Raw genomic sequence first — 11,723 nt, forward strand, 5'->3', positions numbered from 1 at the left:
GCCCATCGGCCGACTCGACCGCGGCGCTGCTGGAGCCGGCCACCGGTGCGGGCCGAGTGCCTCGCGGCGTGGGCCCGGCCGATGGAGGCGCCGGTGGCCGGGCGCCGCCCCGACCGGCCGGCACCGCCGACGGCCGGTACCGCCGCGATCGGGGCGGTTGTGCATCTGCCGGCCACCGCTCATCGAGGAGGGCCGGGGCCTGTCCTCGATGAGCGGCGTGCCGGCCGGCGCCGCCTACCGCCTACCGTCTGCTGCCGGCCTGGCGGCGAGGCCCCGGCCCGCTGCTAGCGCAGATGCCGGGCGAAGAACCCGGCCGCGTCCTCCCCTGCGAACTGCGGGACGCCGGTGTGCCCGCCCATGTTGGCGAGCAGCGTCTTCTCATTGGAGCCGAAGGCGTCGAACAGGTCCAAGGCCGCCTGCCGGTCGTTCCCTTCGTCGTCCCACTGCAGCAGGACGTGCAGCGGAATGGTGACCTGCCGGGCCTCCTCGAACATGGCGCGAGGCACGAAACTCCCTGCGAAGAAGCCGGCGGCCACAATGCGCGGCTCGACCACCGCCAGCCGGACCCCGATGGAGATCACTCCCCCCGAGTACCCGACCGGGCCGCCGATCTCGGGCAGCGACAGGAGGGCGTCCAGGGCGGCCCGCGACTCCGGAACCGCCTTGTCGACGAGCGGGAGGATGAGTGCGTCGATGATCTCGTCGCTGACCGGCTCGCCGGCCTCCATGACCCGGCGCAGGTCGGCGCGGGCCTGTTCGGCGGCGGCCCAACGGGGCCGGTCACCGCTCCCTGGGAGCTCGATGGTGGCCGCGGCGAAGCCCTCCGCCGCACAGTGCCGGGCCCGCGCCACCAGCCGGGGGTACATTCTGCGCAGTCCGAGCGGGGGGTGGCCGAGCAGAATCAGCGGGACCGGCGCGGATGCGGACGCGGGCGTCCACAGGATGCCGGGGATCTCGCCGAGGGTGAATTCGCGTTCGAGAACGCCGTCGTCGAGGCGCTGCTCAGAGGTGAATTGCATGGTTCTGCCTTTCGGGAGTGCTCTTGAATGGCGCTCCCGGACGACCTACCGCCCGACCGTGACCCCGGAGGGGAGCACCCACGTCGATACTGCGTTCACGGGTACCACCTCCTCGTTCTCTCGCACGGCCACTGGAAAACTAGCAGTGGTCGCCGTGGTCCGCCAACAGGTTTTTGCGGAGACTCCGTGGGTGAATGCCACGGAGCCACTCGCCTGAGAGCCAAGGCCGTGCAGTGAAGGGCTTCGGGCCTGTGACGTGAACGCAGCGCGGCGAAATCGGAACACTATCCGGGTCCTGATCAGCACTGCCAACCGCCGCAAGCTCACGGCCGCCGAGTTGCTCCAGGCGGCGCAGACCACCGAGCCCGGAAGGGGGATCCCCGGCACCGAAGGATCGCTCCGCCGAGCCATCACATCCAAGGCCGCAGGCCACCTCACCTGGGCCGAGGAAACCTCTTGAGCGAGGGCTGTTACTCCGAAGTTCATGGTTGTTCCGGCCCAGAGCTGAGGCCGACCTGGGGCTGTGACGCTCTCCCAGGGGCGTAGTCCTTCGCCGGCCAGGCGCAGCGCGGCCTCGGGCAGAGTCCTGGCCTCCGGCAGCACCACCACACAACGGGCCGCGACAGCGTCAGTCCTGAGCTCCGGCGTCGATGCTGCCGACGGTCAGGTCCGTCAGCGCCGCGATGGCCGCGGCGACGGTGACACGCCCCCGGTTCAGCTCCGCGGCGATCGCCTCGGCCGCGCCCAGCACGCCGACGCAGCGGAGCCGGAGGGCTTCCTGTGCGAGCCCGGAGTACGGCCGCAGGGCGGTGGCCATCAGGTCCGTGTAGCCGTCGAGCAGCTCACGCTCGATCGCCTCCATCTCCTGGCTCCCCTTGAGCGCGGCCGAGATGGCGGTCCACTCCGGCATGTCGGTGGCGCAGGCGAAGTAGGCGGCACTCAGGACGCGGGCGATCTCGTGGGGGACGGCCGGGGCGTCACGCAGGGCCTCCTCCGAGGCGGCCCGATGCCGCTCGTCGAGCCGCCGGTAGAGCGCGATCAGCAGGCCGGGGCGGGTGCCGAAGTGGTCGTAGACGACCGGCCTGCTCACTCCGGCGGCCTCCGCCAGGCTGAGCAGCGTGAGGCTGTCGGTGCCGTGGGCGCGCGCGATCGCCATGGCGGTGTCGAGCAACTGCTCCCGCCTGGCCGGCTTGGACAGGCGAGTCGATCCCGTGGCCATCGTCCTCCCTTGCGTCGCCTCCCACCCTAAGCTACAAAATGTAAGTTACAGAATGTAGGTTAGTGAGAGGACATCACCGTGGAGCACTCCGTACTGATCATGGGCGGATCCGGCCAGGCGGGCGAGGGGACCGCAACCCTCCTGCGCCGGTGGTATCCGGAGCTGCCGCTGACGATCGCGGGCCGCGATCTCGGCCGCGCCCGGCGGGTCGCCGACGAGCTCGGCGGCGCGACAGCCGCGACCATCGATCTGCGGCGAGGCGACCTCGGCCTCCAGGAGACCGGCGGCTACTCGGCGGTCGTGGCAACGGTGTGGGACAGCCACCTGAACGGACTGCGTTACGCACAGGACCGCGGCCTGCCGTACGTCAGCATCTCCAGCGGCCTGGTCGACATCGGACCCGAGGTTGTCGCCGCCGGCCTGCGAGCCGGCGCGGCACCGATCCTGCTGGCCAGCCACTGGTACGCGGGGCTCGTCGTCCTCGCGGTGCTCGGCCTCGCCAGGGAGTTCGACCGGCTCGACACCATCGAGGTCAGCGGCGTGCTGGACGAACAGGACAGCGGCGGGCCCGCGGCCATGGCGGACATGGAACGCCTGCTGGCCGCCACCTCGGCGGGGCACGTCCGCCGCGACGGCGTCTTCCACTGGGTCAGCGGCCCCGATGCGGAGGTGGAGGTCACCGACGTCGACGGCACCGTGCTGCCCGGCCAGATCGTCCCCATCCTCGACGTGCCGAGCCTGGCCCTCGCGACGGGCGCGCCCAACGTCCGCTTCGCGTTCGCGATCGGTGAATCGGCGGGCAGGCGGCGCGGCGGGCCCGCATCCACGGAGGTCAAGATCGACCTCGAAGGCGTGGACCGCGCGGGCGCGCCGCTCAGGACGAGCCGCTACCTCTTCCACCCGGAGGGGCAGCGCCCCCTGACGGCGCTCGGCGTCGCCCTCGGCGTCGAGCGACTGCTCGGCCTGCGCGGTGCCCCCGTGCCACCCGGCCTCCACACCCCCGAGGCGTTGATCGACCCCGGCTACGCGGCCGAGCGGATGGCGGAGATCGGCACCACCTTCACCGGCGCGCACGGCGATCGCTGACTCCGGCGATCGGGAATCGCGGGCGGCGCGCCCGTGACATCCGTTCCGCAGGGCCATCCGATCAGCCCACGACGCGAACGACTCGCCGTACGCCGGTGCCACGACCAACGCCGGCCTGGGGCGCTTCTTCGTCCTGACGCTTATGACGCCGACACCGGCAGGTCTGCCGATCCCGGCATACGGCCGGATGCGTGAGGAAGCATGGCGATCCCCGACGGCGGCCCCGACCGGCTGATGACCTGCCCGATCAGGAACGAGATGTACGTCCTGGACCCGACCGGTGCCATCCGCTTCACACCCGCTCTCATCATATTGAACGATAGTACTAGTTGTACTAGCGTTCAAAATAAGGAGCGAAGGGGGCGTGATGACGCAGCGACAGTTCACGCGGGCAGGGACGCGCCAGTGGGCGGGCCTGGGCCTGCTGGCCATGCCGACGGTGCTGCTGGGACTGGACGTGACCGTGCTGTACCTGGTGGCGCCGAGCATGGCGGCCGATCTGTCCCCGTCAGCCACCCAACTGCTATGGATCATGGACGCCTACGGGTTCCTCGTCGCCGGGTTCCTCGTCACCATGGGTACGCTGGGCGACCGGATCGGGCGGCGCCGGTTGCTGAAGACCGGGATGATCGCCTTCGCGGCGGCCTCGGTGTTCGCCGCGTTCGCCCCCACTGCCGAGCTGTTGATCCTCGCGCGAGCCCTGCTGGGGGTGGCGGGGGCGACGCTCATGCCCTCCACGCTGTCGCTGATCTCGAACATGTTCCCCGACGCGCGTCAGCGCGCGGTCGCGATCGGGGTCTGGGCCACGATGTTCGCGCTCGGGATGGCCGCCGGGCCGATCGTGGGCGGATCGCTGGTGGACTCCTTCTGGTGGGGAGCGCCGTTCCTGACGGCGGTGCCCATCGCCCTCGTCGTCCTGGCCGGGGCACGCGCCCTGCTCCCCGAGTACGCGGCCCCGCCCACCGGCCGGCTGGACCTGATCAGCGTGGGCCTGTCCCTGGCAGCGATCCTTCCGGTCATCTACGCCGTCAAGCGCATCGCCTCCGACGGTCCCGGCGGCCCAACCCTCGTCTGTGCCATGGCGGGGGTTCTGGCTGGAATCGTGTTCGTACGCCGCCAACGCCGCCTCCCCGACCCACTGCTGGACATGACACTGTTCGGCAACCGGGCCTTCACCGTGGCCTTGAGTGTGCTGCTCATCGGCCTGGCCGGAGTCGGGGGCTCGATGTACCTGGTCACGCAGTACCTCCAGCTCGTCGAAGGACTCACGCCCTTCGACGCGGGGCTCTGGATGGGACCACCGGCGCTGGCGATGTTCGCCGCCGCCATCGGTGCTCCCCTGGTCGCCCGGCGCTTCCGCCCCGGCTCGGTCATGGGCGCCGCCCTCGGGGCGTCCCTCGCCGGCTACGCGCTGCTCGCCACCGCGGGACTCGACGACGAGGTCCATGTGGCGGCCGGCTTCGCGTTCGTCTATCTCGGGCTGGGCGCCCTCGCCGCCCTGGGCACCGACATGGTGGTGGGCGCAGTGCCGGCAGCGCGATCCGGGTCGGCGGCGTCGATCTCCGAGACGGTCCAGGAACTCGGCATCGCCGTCGGCGTCGCCCTGCTCGGCAGTCTCACCGCCGCCGTCTACCGCGCTCAGGTGACGGTGCCCGAAGATCTGACGTCGGAGACCTCCGGTCCCCTCACCGACAGCCTGAACGCGACCGTGGCGATCACCGAGAGCCTTCCGCCCGGGACCCTCAAGGTGGCCCAGCAGGCCTTCACCAGCGGACTCAACATCGCTTCCCTGGTCGCGGGGGTCGCCATCGCCGCTGCCACGGCGCTGTGCCTCGGGATGCTGCGTCACGTGCCCACACTCGGGGAGGCGCAGAACCGCGACACCGACGTTTGAACGACGGTCCGACTATCCTGAGGGTCGGGCCGAGGAGCAGCATGGACGACACCACCGACGACAGCGAGCACACCGACGGACGCCGCGCGCGTGGCGAGAAACGACGCGCGGAGATCATCGAGGCCACCCTTGCCGTGGTCACTCGCGACGGCGCGGCAGGCGTCACCCATCGCACGGTCGCCAAACAGGCCGGCACCACGACGTCCCTGAGCACCTACTACTTCGCGACCCTCGACGACCTGCTCGTCGCCGCCCTCACGAGTGTCGCCGACGCCTACACCGCCCGCATCCGCGACATCATCGACACCCCCGGCGACAAGCTCACCGGCCTGGCCCACCTCATCGCCGAGTCCGCCGGTCCCGGACGTGAACGCGCCCTGGCCGAACGCGAGCTGGCAACCCTGGCCGCCCGCCGCCCCGCACTACGATCCGTGGCACGACGCTGGCGGGAGAACATCGCCGAACTCGCCACTACGCTGACCGACGACCCTGCGGCCATCGCCGCCCTCGTCGCGGCCTCCGATGGACTGTGCACCGCGATCCTCCTCGACAACGCCCCCTCCGACCCTGATCACATCCAAGCCGTCCTGCAACGAGCCGTCCGCGACTGAGCCGATGGGGACCGTACAGCCGCATGCGGCCGCTCATTCAGATTCGTCCCTGCATCTTCTTTTTGGGGTTTTCCTTGCCTTAGTGGTGGAGGGGACGGGCACCACGGTCCCATGGCAGACCTTCCCTTTCACGATCGGACCGACTTCGACGCCGCCGAGCGTGGTTTCGTCGCGAAACTCACCCCCGCCCTGATCCGGGCGGCCGACGGCGGGGTCGTCTGGGACAACGACTCCTACGACTTCCTTGACGGCGACTGTCCGAAGAGCGCGCACCCGAGTCTGTGGCGGCAGGCGCAGCTGTGCGCCAAACAGGGGCTGTTCGAGGTGACCGACGGCATCTACCAGGTACGCGGCCTCGACCTGTCCAACATGACCCTCGTCGAGGGCGAACGTGGCGTCATCGTCGTCGACCCGCTGGTCTCCACCGAGTGCGCCGCCGCCGCGCTCCAGCTTTACCGGGACCATCGGGGAGAGCGGCCGGTGACCGGTCTGATCTACACCCACTCCCACGTCGACCACTTCGGCGGCGCCCTCGGCGTCACCGACGGCACCGGCATCCCCATCCTCGCCCCGGCCCACTTCATGGAGCACGCCGTCTCCGAGAACGTCTACGCCGGCACCGCCATGAACCGCCGGGCCTCCTACATGTACGGCCAGCTGCTGCCGCGCTCCCCCGAGGGCCAGCTCGGCTGCGGGCTGGGCATGGGCACCTCGGCCGGCACCGTCTCCCTCATCCCGCCCACCCTCGACATCACCCGCACCGGCCAGGAGGAGACGATCGACGGGGTGCGCATCGTCTTCCAGCTCACCCCCGGCACCGAGGCCCCGGCGGAGATGAACTTCCTCTTCCCCGACCACCGCGCCCTGTGCATGGCCGAGAACGCCACCCACAACCTGCACAACGTGCTCACCCTGCGCGGCGCACCGGTGCGCGACGCGCGCATCTGGGCCCGCTACCTGACCGAGGCCGTCGCACTGTTCGCCGACCAGGCCGACGTCGCCTTCGCCTCCCACCACTGGCCCACCTGGGGCAGGGACGACATCGTCACCTTCCTGTCCCGGCAACGCGATCTGTACGCCTACCTGCACGATCAGACCGTGCGCCTGCTGAACCGCGGCCTGACCGGCAACGAGATCGCCGAGGCCATGCGGTTGCCGCCCGCCCTGGAACAGGTCTGGCACACCCACGGCTACTACGGCTCGGTCAGCCACAACGTCAAAGCGATCTACCAGCGCTACCTGGGCTGGTTCGACGGCAACCCCGCCCACCTGTGGGAGCACCCGCCCGCCCAGCAGGCCAGGCGGTACGTCGAATGCCTCGGCGGCGCCTCCGCCGTGCTCGCCCTGGCCGGACGCTACATCCGGGAAGGCGACCTGCGCTTCGCGGCGACCCTGCTCAACCACGCCGTGTTCGCCGACGAGGGCGACTCTGCGGCCCGCGAGCTTCTGGCGCAGGTATACACCCGGCTGGGCCACGGCGCCGAGAACGCCACCTGGCGCAACTTCTACCTCACCGGCGCCGCCGAACTGACCGGCCACCCCTCGGCGGCCGCGACCGACACCACCTCACCGGGCATGTTCCGCGCGCTCACCCCAGAACAGATCTTCGGCTCCCTCGCCATCCGCGTTCACGGCCCCAACGCCTGGAACGAACGCTTCGCCATCGACTGGCACCTCACCGACCTGGACGAGCACCACCGCACCACGATGTCCAACGGAGCCCTGATCCACGAGTGGACGACGTCCGGCGACGGAGCGGACCTGACGCTACGGCTGACGAAACAGCGCCTGCTCGGCCTGCTCGCCGGAAACGGCGTCGATGGCGTCAATGGCCTCGACCACGATGGCGATCTTGACGTCCTGCGGCGGCTGACCGCCGTCCTGGAGGAGCCCACACCGGACTTCGCCATCGTCACGCCCTGACGGGCCGCCCGGTCCCGCAAGGGACAGTCCGGGCGTGGGCTCCGCCGGCCTTCCGAGCAGGCCCGGCCGGCGCCGCCTCGAACCCTAGTCCGTGACACGTGGCACGGCGCGCAAGTTGTAGAGGAAGCGCCCGTCCTGGAGGAAGGCGATCAGTGGGTGCAGCCCCTCGTCCGGCTCGACGCCGACGAAGCGGTTGTCGCCGGCGTGGACGTAACGGGTGGTCGTGCCACCCTCCCCGAACTGCGCCGCGAGGCCGTGCGGGATGTCGGTGATCTCCAGCCCGTCGGCGTCGGCCTTCACCTCGTAGGTGACCGACGGTGCGGAGTAGCTTCCGGCGTAGGTCTCCGGCCGGAACGGCACCGGGGTGTCCGGCGGCAGCACCCGCGACGGCAGGCGGATCCCTGCCGCGGACGAGAGGATCTCCGCCAGCACCTCGTCGATGAAGGCCGAGGCGTGGCCGCCGTTCGCATGGATGGCGAGCACCAGGCCGCGGTCGGGCACGATGCGCCAGGTCGTGCTCTGACCCGGGGTGCTGCCGTCGTGGCCGACCACGGGCTTGCCGTCCCAGTCGGAGAGCATCAGCCCGAGGCCCCAGGCGGCCGGGTACCGCTCCCCCAGCCGCGGCAGCGTGACCTGCGGCCGGCGCATCTCGGCGAAGGTTCCCGCGGGCAGCACCCGCGTCCCGTCGGCCGCCACGCCGTCGGCCAGCAGCATCCGCCCGAACCGCACCAGGTCGCGCGGCGCGGCGCTCGGCGTGGACCCAGCCGGCGCGTTCGACCGTGGCAGCTGCCGCCGGGGCGACACCCGCAGCGGCTCGCCGACGTGCCCGACCGCGGCCCGGAACATGATCGCCTCCTCAGCGTAGAGCGCCATGTGCCGCGCCCCGAGAGGCTCGATCAGCAGCTCCCGCATGGCGGCCTCCCACGTGCGCCCGCGCAGCTTGGCGACGAGGGCACCGAGCGCGCAATAGCCGGCGTTGCAGTACGAGAACAGCTCCCCCGGCCCGCTGACCTGCCGGGCGTTGCCACGCATGAACGCAACAAACTTGGCCACCGCGTCGTCCCCGCGTCCGGTGTCCTCGAACAGATCCCCGTCGAACCCGCCGGTGTGCGACAGCAGCTGCCGCACGGTGATGCTCTCCGAGGCGGCGGCGTCCAGCACCCCGAACTCGGGAAGATACCTTCGGACCGGCTCGTCGAGATCGACCAGCCCTTCCCCGGCAAGCTGCATCACCAGGGCGGCCGTCCAGACCTTGGTAACCGACCCGATCTGGAACAGGCTGTCGGCGGTGGCCTCCACCCCGGTGTCCAGATTGATCACCCCGGTGGCCGCCTCAGCCAGCTGATCCCCCATCCCGACGGCCACCGCAGCCCCCGGCACCCCATGCCGCCCAGCGGCCCGATCGATCCATCCCTGAAGATCCGGAAGAAGCGTCATATCGAGGACCGTACCCGCGAACCCTCCTCCCCGACGCCGGCCACCGAGGCGAGGCGCTCCGCCCGCGGCGCCCCACGGGCCCCGAGGCTCCTCCGGCCGGCAGGCCGACGATGCGCCGGGCGCTCCGCGTGCATGGCCCGTCGGTCAGCCGCTCGCGGCGAACACCGATCCCACGTGCGCGTCCAGGCCGGTGAGGATGCGAGACATGATTTCGTTCGTCATCTCATCCGGTGCCGCCTTGTTGACGGTGAAGGTGATCGTCCATTCCTTGGAGATCGCATACACGATCCATGCTTCACTGTCCCGGGCGAAGTCGGACGGCGGCAGGTACTTCCCTGTGAAGGCGACGGAGAGCTCGCCGATCCGGGGCGCCTTCACCTGCTGAAACGTCCAGGTGCCCTCGGGACTGCCCTCGTAGGCGTGTCCCTTTTCCGAGCACCGCTGTTTTGCTGATCGCAGCAGGTAACGCGCCCTGCCTGCAAAGCCGGGGCCGATTCGGGTGAACGCCACCGCTATGTCAGAGCCGCTGTACAGGTCGTAGGCCACCCGGATGTAGGGCGGCGCGACGTCCTCGACTTTCTGGGGCAGGCAGCTCGGTATCGTTACACCGTCGACGATGTCATTGGTCACGATGCTGTGCAGATCGGGGATGTCACCCGGTCCGGGCAGCAACCGCAGCAGTTCGGCCTCGGAGTGAATGTCGGTGAGCGGCGGCTCGGGAGGATTCTCCTGAGGCAGGAACCACGAGAGCGTGAAGGCGCCCGCGCCCGCGATCGCAAGGACGCCCAGCCGGACGGCGCCCTTCACAGGCCGGTGTCCTTGAGCGGGATCCAGCGGCCAGGGTCTTCACCGAGATCGAATTCATATGCGGCCGCATATTTCGTGGCCTTTCCCGATACGACCAGGGGGCGCTCAGGGCGGTAGACGGACCAGATCCGCCCTTGGGCGGCCAGATCTATCTGGATGTCCCACTCGTAGGTGAACGGCCCGGCGACGGCGGTCACGTCGTAAACCTTGGATTCACCCTTCTTGAGCACCACGCTCCGCCCGCCGAAATAGGGACCGCCGAGCTGCACGCCCTCCTTTTCGAGCACGTCGCGGGCGATCGGCTGTGGTGATCCCAGATCGAAGCCCACCTTCACGCTGTCTTCTTCTCCCTGCGGGCCGAAACTGAAATATGTGCCCGCCACGACCGGCCGGGTTTTGTGCACCCGGGCCCGCATCCCGATGATCCTCACGGCTTCGTTCCTGGCCCCCTCGACGACCAGCCTGACGCCCTGCATTTCTGTCTTGACCAGGCGTGCCGCCACCTTGGGGTCTCCAAAGATCTGCTCACCGTGGACCAGCCCGGCGACTACGCCAGGGCCGATCGCGTCAGGAGACGACCTCGACCAGTCCTTGAGAAAGTCGTCGTCCTCCTTCGCGATCACGTGGATCTCCGGAAGGACGCCGTCGGCCGCCAGGTCGACAACCTTCGGCACCGCCGCCCCGATGGCCACGGTAAAGATCGTTACCACGACGAAACGCGGCCCGGACAGCAGCCGTTCCCACAATGGTTTCGGCGCGGGCTCCTCCTGCGGGGGTTCTTCTCGCTTCTTGGTGCGGGCCCGCTTGGATCTGGCCATCTACGTCTCCCGGGACGGGGGATCATCGGGGCGCTCGCCTAAGTATGCGTTCGGCCGGCTCGCGTTTGCCGGTGATCGGGAAAACTCGAAGGTTCCCGGCTCGCGCCGTTCCTGCCGGCCGCGTCCATCGCCGCCCGCCGACCCGGCGGACGGCTGTCCCCGCGCTCGATCCATCGAGCTGACGCTCCGGGCCTCTACCCCAGCCCGGCGTCGTGGACGATGAGGGCTAGCTGGACCCGGTTGTCCAGGTCCGCCTTGGTGAGAATGCGGGAGATGTACCCCTTCACGGTGCCCACGCTCATGTGCAGCTCACCGGCGATCACCGCGTTCGGCTTCCCCTGGCCGACCGCCAGCGCCACCTCGCGCTCCCGCTCACTCAGCCGCGCCAGCACCTGACGGGCGTCGGTACGTCGTCGGTTCTCCTCCTCGGGCACCAGGTGGGCGATCAGCTTGCGCGTGACGCTCGGAGACAAGGTCGGCTCCCCCGCCACGACCTTCCGCACGGCCTCCACGATGCCCTCCGGCGGGGTGTCCTTGAGCAGGAACCCGCTCGCCCCCGACCGTAACGCCCTGAACACCAGCTCGTCGGCGTCGAACGTGGTGAGCACCACCACCTCTGGCGCCCCCGTCCGCGCCCGCAGCCGCCGGGTCGCCTCGATGCCGTCGAGGCCGTCGAGGCCGTTCATCCGGATGTCCATGAGCACCACGTCCGGCCTGTGCTCGGCCACGGCGCCCTCCACCTCGCCGCCGTCGGCCACCGCGCCGACGATGTGCAGGTCGGGCGCGCCTTTGAGCATCAACGTCAGACCGGCGCGCACGAGGGCGTCGTCGTCCACGATCAGCACCCGGATCGGCGCGCTCTCGTCGGCTCTCACCTGGGCCATGCTAGCCAGGCCTCCCACCGCGGCG

At 70.1% G+C, this 11,723-nt stretch carries 10 protein-coding genes; 4 read left to right on the forward strand and 6 right to left on the reverse strand.

Annotated features, from left to right (window positions below; genetic code table 11):
* Positions 1 to 284: 284 nt before the first annotated feature.
* Together AB0N02_RS30170 and AB0N02_RS30175 are read right to left on the reverse strand one after the other, a co-directional pair.
* Complete coding sequence (locus AB0N02_RS30170) at positions 285 to 1,019, reverse strand: alpha/beta hydrolase (RefSeq protein WP_363953301.1); 735 nt, start codon at positions 1,017 to 1,019, stop codon at positions 285 to 287.
* Between the two features lie 628 nt (positions 1,020 to 1,647).
* A complete protein-coding gene (locus AB0N02_RS30175) occupies positions 1,648 to 2,238 on the reverse strand; it encodes a TetR/AcrR family transcriptional regulator (RefSeq protein ID WP_363953303.1) in 591 nt (196 codons plus the stop codon).
* Between the two features lie 78 nt (positions 2,239 to 2,316).
* Here AB0N02_RS30175 and AB0N02_RS30180 point away from each other — a divergent pair, with 78 nt between their 5' ends.
* From AB0N02_RS30180 to AB0N02_RS30195, 4 genes are all read left to right on the forward strand, one after another.
* Positions 2,317 to 3,324, forward strand: coding sequence for a hypothetical protein (locus AB0N02_RS30180; protein ID WP_363953305.1), 1,008 nt, complete (start codon positions 2,317 to 2,319; stop codon positions 3,322 to 3,324).
* 367 nt (positions 3,325 to 3,691) lie between these two features.
* Positions 3,692 to 5,218: an MFS transporter gene (locus tag AB0N02_RS30185; RefSeq protein ID WP_363953307.1), complete on the forward strand. Its 1,527-nt coding sequence runs from the start codon at positions 3,692 to 3,694 to the stop codon at positions 5,216 to 5,218.
* A 41-nt stretch (positions 5,219 to 5,259) separates the two neighbouring features.
* Entirely contained in the window at positions 5,260 to 5,829 is a 570-nt protein-coding gene (locus tag AB0N02_RS30190) for a TetR family transcriptional regulator (protein WP_363953309.1), read from the forward strand.
* Positions 5,830 to 5,940: 111 nt separating this feature from the next.
* Positions 5,941 to 7,752 carry an alkyl sulfatase dimerization domain-containing protein gene (locus tag AB0N02_RS30195; protein ID WP_363953311.1) on the forward strand — a complete coding sequence of 604 codons (1,812 nt, stop codon included), beginning with the start codon at positions 5,941 to 5,943 and terminating at the stop codon, positions 7,750 to 7,752.
* Between the two features lie 84 nt (positions 7,753 to 7,836).
* Here the strand turns inward: AB0N02_RS30195 and AB0N02_RS30200 are convergent, their stop codons facing one another.
* From AB0N02_RS30200 to AB0N02_RS30215, 4 genes are all read right to left on the reverse strand, one after another.
* Positions 7,837 to 9,189, reverse strand: a complete 1,353-nt coding sequence (locus tag AB0N02_RS30200) for a serine hydrolase domain-containing protein (RefSeq protein ID WP_363953313.1) — start codon at positions 9,187 to 9,189, stop codon at positions 7,837 to 7,839.
* A 144-nt stretch (positions 9,190 to 9,333) separates the two neighbouring features.
* On the reverse strand, positions 9,334 to 9,996 hold the full coding sequence (locus AB0N02_RS30205; protein ID WP_363953315.1) for a hypothetical protein: 663 nt from the start codon (positions 9,994 to 9,996) through the stop codon (positions 9,334 to 9,336).
* The gene (locus AB0N02_RS30210) at positions 9,993 to 10,688 is read right to left on the reverse strand and encodes a hypothetical protein (RefSeq protein WP_363953317.1); all 696 of its coding nucleotides are present in this window, start codon (positions 10,686 to 10,688) and stop codon (positions 9,993 to 9,995) included. The genes AB0N02_RS30205 and AB0N02_RS30210 overlap by 4 nt, the downstream gene beginning before the upstream one ends.
* 320 nt (positions 10,689 to 11,008) lie before the next feature.
* A complete protein-coding gene (locus AB0N02_RS30215) occupies positions 11,009 to 11,689 on the reverse strand; it encodes a response regulator transcription factor (protein WP_363953319.1) in 681 nt (226 codons plus the stop codon).
* Between the last annotated feature and the right edge of the window lie 34 nt (positions 11,690 to 11,723).

The organism is Streptosporangium sp. NPDC051022 (assembly GCF_040683035.1).
Lineage (GTDB): Bacteria > Actinomycetota > Actinomycetes > Streptosporangiales > Streptosporangiaceae > Streptosporangium.